At 45.7% G+C, this 19359-nt stretch carries 19 protein-coding genes and 1 tRNA gene; 8 read left to right on the top strand and 12 right to left on the bottom strand.

Annotation, left to right across the window (positions count from 1 at the left end; translation table 11 throughout):
- Positions 1 to 20: 20 nt before the first annotated feature.
- Together BM292_RS02405 and lrp are read right to left on the bottom strand one after the other, a co-directional pair.
- Positions 21 to 2423 carry a DNA translocase FtsK gene (locus BM292_RS02405; protein WP_092854910.1) on the bottom strand — a complete coding sequence of 801 codons (2403 nt, stop codon included), beginning with the start codon at positions 2421 to 2423 and terminating at the stop codon, positions 21 to 23.
- 145 nt (positions 2424 to 2568) lie between these two features.
- Positions 2569 to 3060, bottom strand: a complete 492-nt coding sequence (gene lrp / locus BM292_RS02400; protein WP_092854908.1) for a leucine-responsive transcriptional regulator Lrp — start codon at positions 3058 to 3060, stop codon at positions 2569 to 2571.
- A 168-nt stretch (positions 3061 to 3228) separates the two neighbouring features.
- Here lrp and ald point away from each other — a divergent pair, with 168 nt between their 5' ends.
- The 4 genes from ald to infA all read left to right on the top strand — a co-directional run bounded on the left by ald (position 3229) and on the right by infA (position 6559).
- A complete protein-coding gene (gene ald, locus BM292_RS02395; protein WP_092854906.1) occupies positions 3229 to 4356 on the top strand; it encodes an alanine dehydrogenase in 1128 nt (375 codons plus the stop codon).
- 156 nt (positions 4357 to 4512) lie between these two features.
- Positions 4513 to 5472 carry a thioredoxin-disulfide reductase gene (gene trxB / locus BM292_RS02390; RefSeq protein WP_092854904.1) on the top strand — a complete coding sequence of 320 codons (960 nt, stop codon included), beginning with the start codon at positions 4513 to 4515 and terminating at the stop codon, positions 5470 to 5472.
- A 27-nt stretch (positions 5473 to 5499) separates the two neighbouring features.
- Positions 5500 to 6198 carry a leucyl/phenylalanyl-tRNA--protein transferase gene (aat, locus tag BM292_RS02385; protein WP_092854902.1) on the top strand — a complete coding sequence of 233 codons (699 nt, stop codon included), beginning with the start codon at positions 5500 to 5502 and terminating at the stop codon, positions 6196 to 6198.
- A 142-nt stretch (positions 6199 to 6340) separates the two neighbouring features.
- The gene (gene infA, locus BM292_RS02380; RefSeq protein ID WP_054487875.1) at positions 6341 to 6559 is read left to right on the top strand and encodes a translation initiation factor IF-1; all 219 of its coding nucleotides are present in this window, start codon (positions 6341 to 6343) and stop codon (positions 6557 to 6559) included.
- 17 nt (positions 6560 to 6576) lie between these two features.
- Here infA and clpA read toward each other — a convergent pair whose 3' ends face one another.
- Together clpA and clpS are read right to left on the bottom strand one after the other, a co-directional pair.
- On the bottom strand, positions 6577 to 8850 hold the full coding sequence (clpA, locus tag BM292_RS02375; protein WP_092854899.1) for an ATP-dependent Clp protease ATP-binding subunit ClpA: 2274 nt from the start codon (positions 8848 to 8850) through the stop codon (positions 6577 to 6579).
- A gap of 40 nt (positions 8851 to 8890) precedes the next feature.
- Entirely contained in the window at positions 8891 to 9199 is a 309-nt protein-coding gene (clpS, locus tag BM292_RS02370; RefSeq protein WP_092856860.1) for an ATP-dependent Clp protease adapter ClpS, read from the bottom strand.
- 262 nt (positions 9200 to 9461) lie between these two features.
- Here clpS and cspD point away from each other — a divergent pair, with 262 nt between their 5' ends.
- Entirely contained in the window at positions 9462 to 9677 is a 216-nt protein-coding gene (gene cspD / locus BM292_RS02365) for a cold shock domain-containing protein CspD (RefSeq protein WP_092854897.1), read from the top strand.
- Positions 9678 to 9741: 64 nt separating this feature from the next.
- Here cspD and yejK read toward each other — a convergent pair whose 3' ends face one another.
- Positions 9742 to 10785, bottom strand: coding sequence for a nucleoid-associated protein YejK (yejK, locus tag BM292_RS02360; protein WP_092854895.1), 1044 nt, complete (start codon positions 10783 to 10785; stop codon positions 9742 to 9744).
- 53 nt (positions 10786 to 10838) lie between these two features.
- Here yejK and BM292_RS02355 point away from each other — a divergent pair, with 53 nt between their 5' ends.
- From BM292_RS02355 to BM292_RS02345, 3 genes are all read left to right on the top strand, one after another.
- Positions 10839 to 11078, top strand: a complete 240-nt coding sequence (locus tag BM292_RS02355; RefSeq protein WP_233340197.1) for a YejL family protein — start codon at positions 10839 to 10841, stop codon at positions 11076 to 11078.
- A 15-nt stretch (positions 11079 to 11093) separates the two neighbouring features.
- Entirely contained in the window at positions 11094 to 12710 is a 1617-nt protein-coding gene (locus BM292_RS02350; protein WP_092854891.1) for a DUF3413 domain-containing protein, read from the top strand.
- A gap of 63 nt (positions 12711 to 12773) precedes the next feature.
- Positions 12774 to 12850, top strand: a tRNA-Pro gene (locus BM292_RS02345).
- A gap of 8 nt (positions 12851 to 12858) precedes the next feature.
- Here the strand turns inward: BM292_RS02345 and BM292_RS02340 are convergent.
- The 7 genes from BM292_RS02340 to BM292_RS02310 form a co-directional block, all read right to left on the bottom strand.
- Positions 12859 to 14733, bottom strand: coding sequence for a diguanylate cyclase domain-containing protein (locus BM292_RS02340; RefSeq protein ID WP_092854889.1), 1875 nt, complete (start codon positions 14731 to 14733; stop codon positions 12859 to 12861).
- Positions 14734 to 14849: 116 nt separating this feature from the next.
- On the bottom strand, positions 14850 to 16250 hold the full coding sequence (locus tag BM292_RS02335) for a GTPase/DUF3482 domain-containing protein (RefSeq protein ID WP_092854887.1): 1401 nt from the start codon (positions 16248 to 16250) through the stop codon (positions 14850 to 14852).
- Positions 16238 to 17515, bottom strand: coding sequence for a DUF2868 domain-containing protein (locus tag BM292_RS02330; protein ID WP_177203774.1), 1278 nt, complete (start codon positions 17513 to 17515; stop codon positions 16238 to 16240). Before BM292_RS02330 ends, BM292_RS02335 begins: the two co-directional genes overlap by 13 nt.
- Before the next feature lie 150 nt (positions 17516 to 17665).
- On the bottom strand, positions 17666 to 17902 hold the full coding sequence (locus BM292_RS02325; RefSeq protein WP_092854883.1) for a hypothetical protein: 237 nt from the start codon (positions 17900 to 17902) through the stop codon (positions 17666 to 17668).
- Between the two features lie 141 nt (positions 17903 to 18043).
- A complete protein-coding gene (locus BM292_RS02320) occupies positions 18044 to 18379 on the bottom strand; it encodes a YbjQ family protein (protein WP_092854881.1) in 336 nt (111 codons plus the stop codon).
- Positions 18376 to 18819, bottom strand: a complete 444-nt coding sequence (locus BM292_RS02315; protein ID WP_092854879.1) for an anti-sigma factor family protein — start codon at positions 18817 to 18819, stop codon at positions 18376 to 18378. Before BM292_RS02315 ends, BM292_RS02320 begins: the two co-directional genes overlap by 4 nt.
- Complete coding sequence (locus BM292_RS02310; protein ID WP_092854877.1) at positions 18816 to 19322, bottom strand: RNA polymerase sigma factor; 507 nt, start codon at positions 19320 to 19322, stop codon at positions 18816 to 18818. Before BM292_RS02310 ends, BM292_RS02315 begins: the two co-directional genes overlap by 4 nt.
- Positions 19323 to 19359: the final 37 nt, after the last annotated feature.

Here is a 19359-nt window from a genome sequence, read left to right as displayed (position 1 = left end):
TTTTCCGTTACAACTTTGAGTTAATCGCGCGGTGGGCGCGGCGCAAGAACTTCGCGTTGGCCATTATTTCCGGCACTAGTAACGACACCGCTCGCTTCCATTTGTTCCACAATACGGGCGGCGCGATTGTAACCAATTCTGAATTTACGCTGCACACTGGATACCGATACACGGCGAGTTTCGGTGACAAAAGCAACAGCCTCATCGTAAAGTGGATCGCTTTCCTCGTCACCCAAATCAAGTTGTTCGCCGGGTAATAGATTATCCTCATCCAAACTACCGTTAAGAATTTCGTCTAAATAGTTCGGTTTGCCGCGTTTTTTCCAATCCGCAACCACCGCATGAACTTCATGATCATCAACAAATGCGCCATGTACACGAGTAGGAACACCGCTTCCTGGCGGTAAGTAAAGCATATCGCCCTGCCCCAATAACTGGTCGGCACCGGGCTGATCTAGAATAGTCCGTGAATCAATTTTTGACTGCACTTGGAACGCGATTCGCGTTGGAATATTCGCCTTAATCAAACCCGTAATAACGTCTACTGATGGACGCTGGGTCGCTAGAACTAAATGAATTCCAGCCGCACGGGCTTTTTGCGCGATACGCGCAATCAATTCCTCAACTTTCTTACCCACAATCATCATCATGTCAGCAAATTCATCGATGACGACAACGATACTAGGTAACTTCTCTAAATACGGCGGTAACTCATCCATCGAATCGCCTGGCTTCCAAATTGGATCGCGTAGCGGTTCGCCCGCTTCTTTCGCCTCTAAAACCTTTTGGTTGTAACCTTTTAAGTTACGCACGCCAAGTGCTGACATGAGTTTATAACGTCGCTCCATTTCACCAACGCACCACCGCAACGCATTTGCGGCGTCTTTCATGTCCGTCACAACTTCAGTCAACAAGTGCGGGATGCCCTCGTACACCGAAAGTTCAAGCATTTTCGGGTCGATCATGATCAAACGAACATCTTCCGGCGAGCTCTTATAAAGCAAGCTCAAGATCATTACGTTCACGCCCACTGATTTACCAGAACCTGTGGTACCGGCAACGAGTAAATGTGGCATTTTCGCCAAATCCACAACAACTGGCGCGCCAGAAATACCTTTACCCAGCACCATGGTTAATGGCGATTGACTCTGTTGGAATGCATCACATGCGATAACTTCGCTAAAGAATACGGTTTCTCGCGATTTATTAGGTAGCTCAAGTCCCACGTATGATTTGCCCGGTATCACTTCCACCACGCGCACTGAAATTGCACTCAACGAACGCGCAATATCTTTATCGAGGTTGGAAATCTTTGATACCTTCACACCAGGCGCTAAATCGAGTTCAAAGCGCGTAATTACTGGGCCAGGCTGCACGTTCGCAACTTTGACTTCCACACCGAAATCTTGCAACACCGCTTCAACCGTTTGGCTAATTTGTTGAAGCTCTTCAGGCGTTAATGGATTACCGGTTTTATTTGGTCGATCCAACAGTTCAATCGATGGCAACGGATCAACGCTCAATACTGGCGCGCCATCGGTATCATCGTCTTGGTCAGCCTGGATTGTTGATTTATCTTCATCATCAGATGGCACCGCAACTGACTTCGATGATTTTGGCTTGAATCGCGCATTATCGGCTGGTTTGGATACATCTTTACGTGGCGTTATATCACCAAGTGCTGACTCATCCTCGTCGAGCGCAGATAATGTTAAGTCGAGATCAAGCTCAGGTTCTTGTCGGATGGTCGTAGCCGGCAGAGTTTTCTGGCTTGGCGACAATTGCTCTGGAACCTTGGCCTTCTCAGTTTTAACTGGGCGCTCATAAGCCCGGACTTTCGCAACGAGCTTCTTCGCCAGAGCGATCAAACCAAGCGTTCCAGTGATGGTTACTTCACCAAGTTTATCGGCTAACCAAATCCAAGAAATACCTGTGACTAGCGTTAAACCAGTACACAAGAACGTCAACAATAATAATGTTGTGCCAATAAGGTTGAAATACGGCAGTAACGAGGTACTGATCACATCACCAACCACACCACCGGCTGAAAATGAGTAGATATCGCTAAAGTTTAACGCCGCTAGTGCAGAAGCGCCGATTAAGGTTAGCACGAGTCCGATTAAACGTAGTCCGACGGCTAAATAATCCAGCTCAAGTAATTTATGGGGCTGGCGAAACATCATGTAGCCCAGTGAAGCCAATCCGAACGGAATGAGATAGGCGACAAATCCAAAAGCAAACAACAAGGCATCAGCAAACCAAGCGCCAATTGCGCCGGCAGCATTATGAATATTGCCTTCATAGGCTGTTTGTGACCAACTTGGATCGGCTGGATTGAAGCTAGCTAATGCTAAAAATAGAAAGATAGCAAAAGCGCCGCAGAGTATGAGGCCAACCTCTAAAACGCGTTGTACACCACTCATAAACCACTCCAGCTCGCTGATTGACTTACCATAGGGTTCTGTCGTCCTTTTGTTCTGAGCTTTACGTTATTATTATTTTAAATTTATTATCGCAACCATTGTAACTTGCTTGACCGTGTTATTCAGCTATTTATCCAGCCTTTTCTTAACCTTTAATCAGTACCTTATTATCATCCTTAACTTCTTCCATAACCACATAGGTACGTGATTCATTCACACCCGGCATGGTGAGAATGGTCTCACCCAATAGTTTTCGATAGGCAGGCATATCGGGAACACGTGCCTTGATTAAAAAATCAAAATCGCCGGCAACCAAATGACATTCTAAAATTTCCGGGGTTTTCCGCACCGCTTCACTAAACTCAGCAAACGCATCTGACGAGGTTCGAGTTAAGGTTATTTCAACAAACACCATTAAGTTTGCACCCAATTTAGCGGGATTGATACGGGCGTGATAGCTATCAATAACCCCTTCACGTTCAAGCTTACGGACGCGTTCATTACATGCGGTTGCACTCAATCCCACACGCTGAGCGAGATTGACGTTACTAATGCGGCCATCGTCTTGCAGGATACGCAGAATCTTCCTATCGATTCGATCAATAGTTATTTCCACTGGTTCTTCGGCACTAAACATATTTTTTCTCTATTTTAAGCGTTATATACCTATTTATAGCCTATAAACAGCCTTAAAAAAAGTACGAAACACACCTAGGTTATCATCTATAATTGCCGCCGACTAAAGTTGCTGAATAAAAGCGACTCAACAACCTTTAATACAAGCAATAATCGGAGACGCACAACCATGTTAATTGGTGTACCTAAAGAGATTAAAAACCACGAATACCGCATTGGCTTAACCCCTGCAGCAGTTCGCGAGTATGTTGCCCATGGTCACCAAGTCATGGTTGAGCAAAACGGCGGCTTAGCGATTGGTTTCACCAATGAAGACTACGAGCAAGCTGGTGCCACGATTGTTGCAGATCCGAAAGAAATTTTCGCTAAAGCAGAAATGATTATTAAGGTAAAAGAGCCGCAGCCACATGAATGTGAACAATTACGCGAAGGCCAAATCCTTTATACCTACCTGCACCTTGCACCAGATCCAGTGCAAACTGAATTGTTAGCCAAAGCTGGCGTAACGGCTATTGCGTATGAAACCGTTACTGATCGCAATGGTGGCTTACCCCTACTAGCACCAATGAGTGAAGTTGCTGGCCGTATGTCGATTCAAGCCGGCGCCCACCACCTTGAAAAAGCGAACGGTGGTAGTGGTACCCTATTAGGTGGCGTACCGGGCGTTGCTCCAGCAAAAGTATTGGTTGTCGGCGGCGGTGTGGTTGGTACCCAGGCTGCTAAAATGGCAGTTGGCATGGGTGCTGACGTGACAATTCTTGACCGCTCACTTCCACGTTTACGTCAGCTTGATGACATCTTCGGTGGCCGTGTGAAAACCATCTACTCAACGGTTGATGCCATTGACGTGTTCTCACGTGAAGCTGATTTGGTGATTGGCGCTGTATTGATTCCGGGCGCCGCAGCACCGAAATTGCTAACCCGTGAACATTTACAAAACATGAAACCAGGCTCGGTTGTTGTTGACGTTGCGATTGACCAAGGCGGTTGTTTTGAAACTTCCAAAGCAACAACCCATCAAGATCCAACCTACGTTGTTGAAGATGTGATTCACTACTGTGTTGCGAACATGCCTGGTGGTGTTGCACGTACGTCAACTATCGCGTTGAACAACGCAACTCTACCATTTGGTCTCGCGCTAGCGAACAAAGGCCTGAAAGCAATGGCAGATGACCAGCACTTGTTGAATGGCTTGAACATGCATAAAGGTAAAATCACTTACAAAGCAGTTCATGACGATTTAGGTGCGCAACTCGGCCTTGAATATCAAGACCCAGCAGAAGCTATCAAAGCCTAAGCTGTATCGGCCCAGAGTGCCGGAGCGATTGCTTGACAAGACCCGCCGTGGATTTCCACCGCGGGTCTCTTGTTTCAGAGGCTTGTAATTCATACAATCGACCCCATAGTTCCAATTATCAAGCCGAAAAATAAAGAACAACGGAGTACCATACTTATGGCTGAAGCCAAACATTGCCGCCTGCTGATCCTCGGTTCAGGTCCAGCGGGTTACACTGCAGCTGTTTATGCAGCACGCGCAAATTTGAATCCTGTTTTAGTTACTGGCATGCAGCAAGGCGGTCAATTGACCACCACTACCGAAGTCGAGAACTGGCCAGGTGACCCAGAAGGCCTAACCGGCCCTGACCTTATGGTACGCATGCAACAACATGCAGAAAAATTTAATACGGAAATGATTTTTGACCATATTAATCGCGTTGATTTCTCCAGCAAACCGCTGAAGTTATTTGGTGATTCGGGTGAATACACCGCTGATGCAGTGATTATTGCTACTGGCGCCTCAGCAAAATATCTCGGTTTAGACTCTGAAGAAGCATTTATGGGTCGCGGCGTATCGGCCTGTGCGACTTGTGATGGTTTTTTCTATCGCAACCAAAAAGTTGCCGTGGTTGGCGGCGGTAATACAGCTGTTGAAGAGGCGTTGTACTTAGCAAACATTGCAAGCGAAGTGCACGTCATTCACCGCCGTGACAGCTTCCGTGCAGAAAAAATACTGGTTGATCGGTTAATGGATAAAGCCAACAACGGTAATGTGACGTTGCACCTCAACAAAACCCTTGATGAAGTGCTGGGTGACGACGCCGGTGTAACGGGTGTGCGAATTAAGGACACCAACGACGGTTCATTATCTGAACTTGACGTGATGGGCTGTTTCATTGCGATTGGTCACCAGCCAAATACCGGTATTTTTGCTGAACAACTCGAAATGCACGACGGCTACATTGTGGTGAAATCAGGTTTGCACGGTAACGCTACCGCAACGAGCGTGCCAGGTGTATTTGCCGCAGGTGATGTGATGGATCACATTTATCGCCAAGCGATCACCTCTGCGGGTACCGGTTGTATGGCTGCACTTGATGCCGAACGTTATCTTGACGGATTAACCAAAGCCTAGGCGCTTTGGTTACATGGCAGAACTCCGGTGTTGTTTGAACTAGCGAACGACTCGGTCTGGTTTCCTTCACCAGAGTTCGCCTTACGCGATCCCGATGGCCTCCTCGCAGTTGGCGGAGACCTTCATCCTACACGTTTAATTGAAGCTTACCGCAACGGTATTTTCCCTTGGTATAGTGCTGCAGACCCTATCTTATGGTGGAGCCCAGACCCGCGCACCGTTTTTACGCCGGACAGTCTTCATATAAGCCGTTCGATGCAACGCTTTCTCAAACGTACTTCCCTGCATGTCACTTTGAATAAGGCGTTTGAACAGGTTATCCAGGCTTGTGCGAAAGTTCATGAACTCGCTGATCGTGGCGTGTGGATCCATCCGGAAATGCAAAAAGCCTATACTCAGTTGTATCAATTAGGGCATGCGCATTCAGTCGAAGTCTGGGACAACAACCAGCTGGTCGGCGGTTTATATGGCGTTAGTGTCGGCAACGTTTTTTGCGCTGAAAGCATGTTTCATACCGTGACCAATGCCAGTAAAACGGCACTTTTAGTGTTTGCAGAAGTATTCTTTGCAGCTGGCGGGCAATTGATTGATGCCCAAATACGTAATGAACACACTGCCAGCCTTGGCGCTCATGATATTTCTCGACAACGTTATCTGAACAAATTACACACTCAAAACACGCTATTGCGTACAAATTTTTGGACACCACGTTCCTTAAAAGCCTGATCAATCATGATAAGCAGTGGCAATTGTCATCAAAAACGGCTAAAATTCTGCCACTTTTCGCGGCGTAAGCCTTATTCTACGTTAGCAATTTAATCAAATTTGCGAATTCATCGCATCATTAGAAAATTTATCGAGGACTTGAATGGCAAAAGAAGACAGTATTGAAATGCAAGGCACGGTATTAGAAACCCTGCCGAATACAATGTTTCGTGTTGAGTTAGAGAACGGCCACGTGGTGACCGCTCATATCTCTGGCAAAATGCGTAAACACTACATTCGCATTTTAACCGGTGACACTGTCACGGTGCAGCTTACTCCGTACGACCTGACCAAAGGCCGTATCGTCTTCCGCGCCCGTTAATTCAGGCCACTCGCGGTTCAATCAGTGGTTGAACCGCGTGCCTCCCGCTCGTCAATCTTCAGTTCTAACTCACCTTTAGAAACCGATACTTTCACCGCACCACCGTGCGCCAATTTCCCGAATAATATCTCGTTGGCTAACGGCTTCTTCAAATGCTCTTGAATTACCCGAGCCATCGGCCGCGCCCCCATTGCTTTATCGTAGCCCTTTTCAGCTAACCAGCGAATCGCAGCGGGTTCCAGTTCAAGTGACACATGTTTCTTGTCAAGTTGTGCCTGAAGTTCGCAAATAAATTTATCGACGACTTGCTCAATCACCTCTTGGTTCAGGTGATTAAACCAGACAATACCGTCTAAACGATTGCGAAATTCTGGTGAGAATGTCCGATTAATTTCAGCCATCGCGTCAGGCGCATGATCTTGTTGTTGAAAACCAATCGATTGGCGCACCGTTTCTTGCACGCCTGCATTGGTCGTCATCACCACAATCACGTTACGGAAATCAGCTTTGCGACCGTTATTATCGGTTAACGTGCCGTGATCCATCACTTGCAACAAGATGTTGTAGATGTCGCCATGCGCTTTCTCAATTTCATCGAGGAGCAACACACAATGCGGATGCTTGATCACTGCGTCAGTCAACAAACCACCTTGCTCAAAACCAACATACCCAGGCGGTGCACCAATCAAGCGGCTCACCGCATGACGTTCCATATATTCCGACATATCAAAGCGAACAAATTCAATCCCCAGTACTTTGGCGAGTTGTTGCGTGATTTCAGTCTTGCCGACCCCAGTTGGCCCCGCAAATAAGAACGAGCCAATTGGCTTATGTTCCTGACCTAAACCAGAGCGCGACAAGCGAATCGCCGATGTCAGCTGGTCAATAGCCTGATCTTGACCAAACACCACGAGCTTCAAATTACGATCAAGATTTTTCAGAATTTGCTGGTCGCTACGCGAAACCGATTGCTCAGGAACCCGTGCAATTTTAGCAATGATATTTTCAATATCCTGAACACCAATGGTCTTCTTACGTTTTGACGGTGGTAACAATCGCTGGCTCGCGCCCGCTTCATCAAGTACATCAATCGCTTTGTCTGGCAAATGCCGCTCATTAATATAACGTGCTGACAACTCTGCTGCCGCGCGAATGGCCGGCTGGGTGTAGCGAATACCATGGTGCTCTTCGTAACGCTCTTTTAAACCCTGCAGAATGCGGGTAGTGTCGTCAACAGATGGCTCCGCTACATCAATCTTTTGGAACCGGCGCACCAACGCACGGTCTTTTTCAAAAATATTCTTGTACTCAGTGTATGTTGTCGAGCCAATACATTTCAGCTCACCACTACTTAACAGTGGCTTGAGCAAATTGGAAGCATCTAATACACCGCCGCTCGCTGCGCCGGCACCGATAATCGTATGAATTTCATCAATAAATAGAATCGCATCAGGTTGTTCAGCAAGCTCTTTCAATAACTGCTTAAAGCGCTTTTCAAAATCGCCGCGGTATTTGGTACCGGCGAGCAATCCCCCCATATCCAACGAATAGATAACCGCATTTTGAATCACGTCGGGAACGTCATCGGTTACGATGCGATGCGCTAAACCTTCTGCAATCGCTGTTTTACCAACGCCGGCTTCGCCAACCAATAACGGATTATTTTTGCGGCGACGGCACAACACTTGAATACAACGCTCGACTTCAAAGTCCCGCCCGATGAGAGGATCAATTTTCCCTTCACGCGCACGCGCGTTTAAATTCGTACAAAAACGCTTCAAAAAGCTTTGTTGCTCTTCGGTTTGGGTTTCGATGGTCTCTGCGTCGTTACTATCCGTTTGTGCCGACTCATCGTCGATTTTGGTCATACCGTGTGACAAATAATGCACAACATCAAGGCGAGTAATATCGTGTTTATTTAACAGATATACTGCGTGCGATTCTTGCTCACCAAAAATAGCAACCAATACGTTGGCACCGGTCACTTCACTATTACCAGATGATTGCACATGGAACACAGCTCGTTGTAATACGCGCTGAAACCCTAGAGTCGGTTGGGTGTCGGTATCTGCACTTTCATCGTCAAAACTTGGTGTGCTGCGATCAACATAACTCAATAATTCTTGCTTTAACTGCGTGAACTCGAGCCCGCAGGCGCGCAACGCTTGCGCCGCTTCTGGATTATCCAGTAACGCTAACAATAGATGCTCTACCGTCATTAATTCATGACGATGATCTCGGGCTAACCGAAATGCATCATTTAAAGTGATTTCTAGCGCTTTATTTAACATGAGCTACTCCTCAAAAGGCCCAGTGTTCAGCTTGCAAGCTTTAGGCTTTCTCCATTGAACACAACAATGGATGTTGATGTTCACGGGCATACTGGTTCACTTGTACTACTTTAGTTTCTGCAATTTCTGCAGAATAAACGCCACAAATTGCGCGTCCTTTATAGTGGATGGTTAACATGGTGTCGGTTGCCCGCTCCTGATCCATCCGAAAAAACTTAATTAATACTTCAACGACAAAATCCATTGGTGTGTAGTCGTCATTATTCAAAATCACCCGATACATTGGCGGTGGCTGCAACTTCTGCTTTTCAGCAATACGTTCACTGCCCTGTTGGTGATGATCTGCCATACCCATGGATGACCCTTTCTTTATATATAGTAGCTATTTGTACAATTGGCTTAAAAATTTGTAAGTTCGGTGAAAAATACCCACCATAAAACTCAATTTGTTCACAAAACAATCAAAAAACGGCTTGACTATCACCAGAACTCACCTAGAGTAAAACATGGTGTTAACAAGACGACATTTCAAGTGTGTTAAACACGTCGTTTCGTTAGCAACCATTCTAACAATAACTAAATTTTAAATGCAGAATAAAGGAAGTAGAAGTATGGCAACCGGTAAAGTGAAATGGTTCAATAATTCGAAGGGTTTTGGCTTTATCGAGGCAGAAGATCGCGAAGGCGATATTTTTGCACATTACTCAACCATCGATATGGAAGGCTATCGTACATTGAAAGCTGGACAAGACGTTGAGTTTCAACTCGAAGAAGGTCCAAAAGGTCTTCATGCAACCAACATTATTCCGGTGCAAGGCAGTAAATAAAACTCCGCACGCACCATTTAAAACGCCGACTCGTTAGTCGGCGTTTTTTGTTGGCTAGTCAGATTTAACTATCAATGCCAAAGTAACGGCGTAATTGGTCACGCAAATTCGGGGGGGTGCCATGAATCGTCAATTTGTCAGTATGCGGATCATATTCCACTCGAGCACCAAGCAACTCTTGATCAAAGCCAACACTCAAACCACCACCCTGACCTTGAAACTTCACTAACTTTCGCAGTGTACTTCGATCAGCGCGAATTTCTTCAGGTAACGGCTGTGCTTGTTCAGCGCTAAAGTCTGCGAAACTGCGCTCAGCTGGCACGGCTTGTTGCAATTGCTCCGACAAATCTTTGACTCGTACGGGCTCGTTGCTTTTCCATGACGTGTCGCATATGTCGTACACCGATTTGCGCAAAGCGTTAGCTTGCTCCGTGGGCAGCTCAGCCGCTTTCACATAATCTTGTAGACTTTCCACTAAATGCTGTGATTGCTTCTTCGCATTGAGACCTTCAGCGCAACCTAAAAAATCTAAGAAAAAGTCTGAAACTTTGCGCCCTACGCGACCTTTGATAAAGGAAATATAGGTAGCTGAATCCGGCTCTTCTTGCCATTCAGTTAAATTAATAGTGGCCGCAAGCTGTACTTTATTAATGTCCAGTTGCGATGAGCGGTCGACAGAAAGGTCTGGTGCAATTGTTACACCGTCTTTGCTCGGTAAGAATGCGACGACTAAATAATCCTGGCCGCGTTCCGTATAACTCGCAATCACCAAAAAACCGTCTTCAAGAATGCCATAGTGCTGAAGTTGCTGATGAAGAATTTTTGATGCTTGCTGCGAAAATGCGACGAACTCTTCATCACCACTACGCCAGGCTCTTAATTTATCAGGAAACTCGCTAATTTGATGTTCTTCGGCATCATCAGAAATAGGGTCAATAAAGCGCGCATAACCTTTACTCGGCTTCGCATTATAAACTTCGGTCAACTCGCTCAATAACAACCCAACCTCGTCGTTAATCGCCAGTGTTGCCGGCGCGACACGCAGTCCGATTTGACCGTCATTGGTGTAAAATTGATGGATAATGCTATGTTTCACATCAGCTTGCATCTTATCTCGGTGTCCTCTGTCATTCCCTGTGATACTATGTGCGCTAGTTTAACATGTTGAGAATTAAAACCATGCCGATTGTTTCGAAATACGACGTAAAAACCCAACAACAGTTGCTGGATGCGGTCATTGATGTATTGAATCAACACAAAGCGCCAACTGATTTAGCCCTGATGACGCTTGGTAACGCCGTCTCAAATATTATCAATGCCAGTTATAAATCCGAAGATGCGTACAAGGTTGCTGAACAATTCGGTAAAGTACTGCTACAATCGATGGAAAAACAAGCATAAAGGTTCAAGCAGCGCATGAAACAACGTAAACAACGTCGCGACAAAATTGCTCGATTAATCAGTTGGGGCCACTGGTTTACGTTCTTCAATATTCTGATTGTACTCGCCATCGGAACTCTTTATATCGAAGCAACCGAGTCACCAGGTAGCGCTCTTGGCGTACTCTATATGTTAGTGAATTGGCTTGGGCATTTTGCCTTTTTGCCGTTCATCGTTTTTATTATTCTGATTTTTCCATTTTGCTTGCTTATCCCGTTTACTCGGATATTGCGCGGTATCGCCACATTAGTCGCGTCATTCGGTCTCATTGCGCTGGTAGCCGACGCCCTGTTCTATCGCCAATATGGTTATCATCTCAATACCTATTCACTATCGCAGTTAGCCACCGATGCAGAAACTGTATTCGCCGGTGCCAGCTTCGTCATACTGCTTGGCATGTTATTAATTTTCGTTGTGCTACTGATTTTTGAACTGGGTTTAGCGAATATCGCTTGGAAGCGGCTCGACAAGTTACAGCAGAAACACTGGGGCAACGCGTTTAGCGCCGTTTTCGTGCTGTGCTTTTTAGCAAGCCACAGTATACATATTTGGGCTGATGCAGTGTTTTATACGCCGATAACCAAGCAAGACGACATGTTTCCATTGAGTTATCCAACCACAGCCAAAACTTTAATGAGCAAACATGGATTGTTGGTAGAGCAGCGCCTTGAAGCAACTGAGAATCTTATTCGTCAGGGCACCGCAGTAAAATTGGCCTACCCGACACGGGCGTTGCAATGTGCTCGCGTTCCAGATGCTCCAAATACGTTAGTAATTGCTGTGAATCAGCTCGACACAGCAACGGTAACGGTATTACAAAGTGAATTTCCTGAATTACGCTTGTATTCAAGTCCTATGCTTGGCCATCGTGATAGCAGCAGTGGTTTATTTGAATTAATTTATGCGTTACCTGATCTTTATCAAGCACCCATGGCTCACGCCGACAAGCACCCTGTCTATTTTTCAACACTGCGTGATTATCGCGTTGAAGTAACACTTCAAGATCAATTACAAAAATCATCACTGCCTGAGCCACTGGAAAAATTTAACGCATTTAATTTACCCGAACAGTCCGCCTACATCGGTATAGCAACTGCTGACACCATAACCGCCGAAATGAAGCGTGTGTTACGTCGACAGCTGGACGATAATACGCAAGTGATTGTCGTCGGTATTGAACCGCAACAAACTGAAGCTAAGGAAGAACTTGCGATTGCATCAATGCAAGTCACGTTACTACATACCGAAGGACTGCCGTTAAAGCAGCAACCTTTAGCTTTACTTACTGACATCATGCCGACGGTACTGGCGCGCTATATTAATTGTGTTGATAAAGCAGATGCCTATTCAATTGGTATTGATTTGACCGCGGAACAACGACGCTTACCGGTAATGACAAGCTTTGGTCATGATCTAGTTGTGTACGACGAAGAAATGACCTCTATCATTAAAGCGGACGCGAGTATTCGCACTTTCGATAACCAAGAACAAAAACTCTTACCTGGCGTATCACCGGCGACACCAGTATTAGTTGATGGTATTCGAAAGTTAAAACGTTTTAGTCAAGACCAGCAATCCCCTGCTGAACAATAAAACATCAGTTGACGCGCTAACCCTTGCCTATTTGTTGGTAATCGGTAATATAGCCACCTCGGTCGGCGTGTAGCGCAGCTTGGTAGCGCACTGTCATGGGGTGTCAGGGGTCGCTGGTTCAAATCCAGTCACGCCGACCAATTTCCTTCTACTCAGCGAAAAAGAACTGGTTTCGTCCAGCCTCTTTTGCCCGATACATTGCCGCATCGGCAATCTTCAGTAACTGTTTCGGCGTGTCAGCGTGCTCGGGATATAGCGCCACACCCATTGATGCGCCAATTTGCAAGGTCAGCGAACCAACACGGAATGGTCGTTGGAGTGCGTCAATAACCTCGTTAGCTATTTTTTCTATATCGCTACGCGTCTGAATATGTTCCAACAAAATAATAAATTCATCGCCGCCTAAGCGCCCCACAATATCAGTTGAGCGCAGGCATTCCCTAACCCGCGGTCCGACAGCCTGTAATAACGCATCGCCAACATCATGACCATGCGTATCATTCACTGGTTTAAAGAAATCTAAATCAAAAAATAATAACGCGCAGGATCGTTTTGATGTGTGGGTTCGTTTTATGGCATCGTCAAGGTGTTGCAACACCGCAAATCGATTAGGTAAATGTGTCAGAGTGTCAGTAAGCGCGAGTTGTTGCATTCGCTCTTGGTCATGTTTCTCCGCTGAAATATCATTAAAAATATGAATGAGCTGTAATGCCTCACCTTTATCATTACGCACAGCGGTAATCGTTTGCAGCGCTGGAAAACTATCACCATTTGGCTTCTTATACCAAACCTCACCCTGCCAGCTATCGTTCTTCACAATATGCCGTCTTACTTGGCGCTGAATATCGTTAGTCATGCGTTCTTTATCAAGGAATGCTAAAAGGCTGGTATCCCTAAAATTATCAACGCCAAGATTAAACAACTCCGCAAAAGCTTGGTTGACGCGCAAAACCATTAACCCATTATCCGTAATCACAATAGCTTCTTGCGCTTTTTCAAACACCGTATTGGCGAGTTTCAGCTTGCGGTTTGATTCATGTAATTGTTTGTGTTGCGCCAATTGCGCGCGAATAATCGGCTGCGAGTATTTGTGTAGCCACCAAGCGCCAATAGCAACGGTCATAATAATGACGAACCCAACCGATGCAAATTCGGTGATCAATGCGCCAAAAAGCGAGGTGTCCGCATGAATAACAACCAAACCCCAAGCGGAATCGTTGAACGGAATAAAGTAATGTAAGCGCGTGTCATCCTTAGATGTATCGCGATATACAAACGGCGCGCTGCCATATGCGGCGATATAGAAATTCTCACCAGAACCGAACTCTCGTTGTTTTAATTGATTTGATACCTGATCAAACTCGATATATAAACGTTCACGCGAGTTTACTAAACGAAAATTTGTATCCTGTCCAAAAGTATTTAACTCTCGCAAAATATCAAGAACTTCGGTGGGTCCGAATAAGAGAATGTCGATACCGATTATTCGATTATCATCGTCAACAATCGGTGCGGCGGCAGAGATGAATAAGTTGTCAGCTAGATTGACATAATGAAGACCATACGCGCGTAGTTGCGGTATGTTTTTACTTAAATCAAAGTCTAATAAATCACTCGCTGGGCCATTATATTCGGCAATGGTTTCACCGGAATTGGTAATGCGTATGCCGGCAGCAAGATTAGGAATAAAGGCCGCAGCATCAGCTATACGGTTAATCGTTTCATTTGCAACCTGGTCTAAATCGATATCACCGGCTGAATATGCGATTAACGCTTTACGAATTTGAGTGCGACTCGCGAACTGTTTGGCAATTGACTGATAATGTTGCAATTGCTTTTGCACTGACATCGCCTGCGCAGAAGCATAGGTTAAGCCGGTGCGTTCTTGGGATTGTGAGATGTAAAACGATAGTGGAATTAACGTTGCTAAACTTGCGATAACACCTGTCAACAAAATACCCCACGCGACTTTGCGGATTAGCGTACGATATTTCCCTGAAATGTCCTTTGCAGTTCTAGTCACTGCGAATCCTTATGCTAGCATTAATGTGATAGTTTTATATCCTTTTAAAAACAGTATAGCTAGTTTCGTTTGAATTTTGTGCAAAAAGGAGTGGGTATTATCCTACCCCATTGTGACTAATTTGCCTGACTCCAGAAACCACGACACAGTTCGGTAACATCGCGCACACATTCTTGACGTTGGGCGTCGCGAACAAAGCTACGCTGATTTAAGCTCGACCACTGTGGGTGACGACGTGCTAATTTTAATCGTCCTGACAACGCACGTAAGAATTGCTCGCGTAATTTTGAAGATTGCGTCACTAACAATAAATCTTGTGAACCGTGACCGCGTGTTGCCAGCTGTTGTAATAAATTTAATTGGCGCAAGGTCAATAACTTTAAAATTTCATCATCGACAATTAATTCGCGTTCACCTTTAAAGTGTCCCAGTAACTTTTTACCGTAGTGATTCCAGCCCTGCCAAATACCACCGACAGCAGCACCAAGCGCAGTACCAGCGCCCAAACTCATACCACCAACCATTAAATCAACACCGGCGCCAATCGCTGCACCACTGCCTACGCCAACACTGGCTTTGATACCGAACTCTTTCAGCGTGTCTAGTTCGAATAAATCATCTTTCCACGTGCCGTCAGTTTGTCGGAGTTGTTGCAATCGAACGTGCTCTAACCGAAACGCGTATAACGCAAGCATTTCAGTGATACAGTTACGTTCCCGGCGCTTAACCAAGTTTTGCAATTGTTCAACAATAGGTTTCAACTGGGCTTCATTAATATTTGCTTTGATTTGTTCGTGAAATGCCGCAACGTCAACCAGTAATTCAGCAATTTGGGTTAGGCCGGTGTTTAACCGATGCGCGCGTTGCTGGGTTCGATATTCAGCCAATTGTTCAAGTTGACTTTGGAAGCCCGGAACAATCGCACTCAGGCGGTTAAACAATATTGCTTCTCCACCTTCTGGTGGACTCACGGCGTCAAACTCAATATGCGCATGCAGGTTCACTTTCGTTAACGCTAGCTTCCATTCATTTACATTGTTGGGCTTTTGCGCAGTAAAATTTAAGATGGGTAATATTGGTTTGCCACAGCGCGCCAGCACGCTTAATTCATCTTGATACTTTGGCAAGACAGGGTCACGTACGTCAATCACGTAAAGTGCGGCATGACATTTGAGTAATTGACGTAAAACCTTCGACTCTTGCTCAAACTGATGCGCTGCAGCCATGGTGCTTAGAAAATGACGAACCTGTGCTGGTCCGTCATGTCGAAAGCTGGATTCACTGTGGATTAAATGTTCGTATAAATCGGAGCCGGCTTCTAATCCTGGCGTATCAAATAAACGCAGTAAAACTTGACCATCGGCATCAACATCAATACTCGTGACTTCGCGTGTTGTGCTTGGCCGTGAGTCAACTTCACCGAATTGGCTATCATGTAATAATGTGCGCATTAACGAGGTTTTACCGGTGTTGGTATGCCCAACCACCGCTAACATAAGAGCGTTTACTGTTTCCATATTACGCCCTCCTCGTCTAAACACTCTTGCCAATGCACAATTCTCTTTTCATCGCTTTTTTCAGAAATAATCAATAGTGCTTCAACGTTTAAACAATATTGTTGGAGTAGCGCGAGAAAACGCATGGCTGCTCTATCCGGTGTGAGTTGTGCATTTAAACGCACGGTAATTTTTGCAACTGGCTCGGCATCAAGACGTGCCAGTAAACGGTGTTTTTCGTCACTACTCGCAATTACCCCTGCATACCAATCTTCACGTTGATGTTGTGCAGCCCACGCAGTATCCGCTTCATGATCCAGGCTCAGCACCAATTCGCCATGCCCCGGTTTAGGCGTTCGCCATTGTGATGAATCGATACCCGACACATCACTATCGGCATCAACGAGTTCGGTAGCGGCTGACACCGTTAGTTTGCGAATAATCGGGGCATAACCAGGTAGCGTCAAATCGATGGTCATTTTACGAATACGGGCAATCAAAACTCCAATTGCACCGATTAAAAACAATAACCGCCATGCGACACCATAAATAATGACGCAGCTTAATAACCAACGTCCCGCTTCAAGTTGTGCACTCTCGCTCGGCTGATCCCACAATGCGGCAACCGAGGGTGCATCAACGCCGAATAAACTCGGTAAAAATCCGATAACACTAACCCAAGTCTGCAAGGTCGCGGCTGGCCAAATGGTGGTTGCCCATGTGAAAGCATAAGCACTGGTGCTCAGATGAAAGAATAAGACAAACCATACCGCCAACATGAACAACGTCCAATAACCGTGGGTTAGCGCGGCGCCAGCAGGTTTTGTCAGGCCGTATTGGTTCGCGATGGTAAGCAAGGTGTTATTAAACTGCTGATTGTATTGGCGCTGGCCAATGTGCTCGAGACCCCATAACGACACGCGACCAACCCAACCAAAGCTATCTTTAATAATCAGCGAAAAACACCATAAGACGAAAAGAATAATGTGTAAACCCAGTAGCATCATCAAGGCGTAACTGAGCGAAATAGGTTGTGAGACGCTTAACGTACCGCGAACTACTGCAACAGCACCAATTATTGCGAATACACTCAGAAGAATGGCGATAAGACGGCGAAAATGGTCCCACAAACGAAGTTGGTGGACTAAGCCAAGCCGCGCCGCCAAAAGTTCGGCACGTTTAAACACGCGCTGTTCCATAGTCGGTAACTGGCGAGCTTGTTGTTCGATGGCATCGGCGCGTTGAAAGCCATTTTGTAATTCATGGCGACGAACGAGCTCGGCCATCCACACTGATCGAAAACGAGAGAATATTTTAAGCATTGAACCGCTATCTACTTAGCTAAACTGCATTGTAATTATTATTTTTATTAGCCTTCATTTAACCTGAGAAGCGGTCGATTTACAACGCTTGATTCGGGTATTTCGAACGAAGATTTATAATTGAGTACGTTGACGACAAGTCGCTTCAGATAAGTCGTAATTAACACTCACATAGTGGTCATTAGGGCAAACTAACTTTTCTGAATCTTTTTTCGAGTTTGAGGATAACTGCGTTAACTTAACTGCCCAATCGTTCAAGTTGACGTTGGGTGTCACATCAATCTGTTGATCGCGGTTAAAATATTGAAACGCAACGCCGCCGAATATGAAAAGCAACAATAGTTTGCGCATGGCTATATCTACCTAAATTGCAGTTAACGAAGAGATTGGTAATCTCTGCCTCTAGTACAGCAATGAGTCTAAGCAAATCTTCTTATTTGCACCGTAAATTTAGGGTAAATTCAGTGTAAATATTGAACCATGCACCTAGTGCTATGATTTTACTCGCAATAACTTTACGGCAGTGCCATATGCCAGTAGTTCGGCCGCACCATGCGCAAGCATAGAGGTACTAAAACGCACATCAATGACAGCATCAGCGTCAAGCGAACGGGCTTCGTCGACCAATCGGTCTAACGCTTGCTCACGGCTCTCAGCAAGTAACTTTGTGTAATCGTGTATTTCACCACCAACAATGTTACGAAAAGCAGCAAGAATATCGCGCCCTAAATGTCGTGCCCGAATGGTATTTCCGCGCACCAAACCAAGATGCTCGGTAATATCGTACCCAGCAATGCGGTCACTGTTTACTACTAAAATCGTTTTCATAATTGTACCTTTTTATAGCGATCGTTTTTCGCGGCAACCCAACGTTGGCGAGCTACAGCACCCAGCAACAATAAAAAACCTACACCTAAACCACTGCTAACGACTTTTACTAACATTGGTACCGAATTATCCGTCCAAAAGCTAAACAGTGCGTAGATTAAAAGCGGCACTATCGTTATTAAAATTAATGTCCAGCCTGCTGTAAATGCCCACCGACTGGGCTTATCAGCGGCAAAGGCAGTCATAAGTTGTGAGTCATATGATTTCGGGACCGCTTGGCGCAGCTGTTCACGTAAATCTTGTAACGTCGCCAGTTCTGCTCGGCATGTTGTGCAGGTTGCCAAATGAAGATGAAGTTGCTGCTGCTGTTGTTGCGTTAATTCATTGTCCATAAAGCCGGAAATCAGCGCCGCTGCTTGTTCACACGTTAAACTACTCATTTTTTACCTCGTTGCAACGTCTCTAGTCGATGTTTCAAAGCCAATCGTGCGCGATGTATTCGTGACATCACTGTGCCTGGTTCAAGGCCAGTAATGACTGCAATGTCGGCATAGCTACACCCATTAATATCGCGTAACACCAGAATTTCTCGTTGCTCAGTTGATAACTTTTGCAAGCCCGTACGAACCCATTGTTGAGTTTGCCAGGTCTCGAGTTGACAATCAGGCTCAATCGAAACAGGAGCTGATTGTTCTTCGGTTTCACTATCAATTGGTTGCTCTTTGCGCTCATGCCGAATCACGTCAATCGCCGCGTTGTGTACCGAACGCAAAAACCAAGCTTTAAGATGCTGGCTTTCGTGCGGCATGTCGGAGAGAGACATTGCCTTGGCTAATACCTGCTGAACACTATCGGCGGCGCGTTGCTCGCACTGCTGAATTGCCATAGCGTGAGCCATCGCATCAGCTAAAAACGGGCGTAATAACGCCAACCGATCAGACATATAAGTTCCTAGTAAAATGGTCGCTTACTTATAAAAC

Source organism: Pseudidiomarina tainanensis, assembly GCF_900115255.1.
In the GTDB taxonomy this organism is placed as follows: domain Bacteria; phylum Pseudomonadota; class Gammaproteobacteria; order Enterobacterales; family Alteromonadaceae; genus Pseudidiomarina; species Pseudidiomarina tainanensis.
The sequence above is the reverse complement of the archived record's forward strand: the minus strand, read 5'-3'. Positions and strand labels throughout refer to the sequence as shown.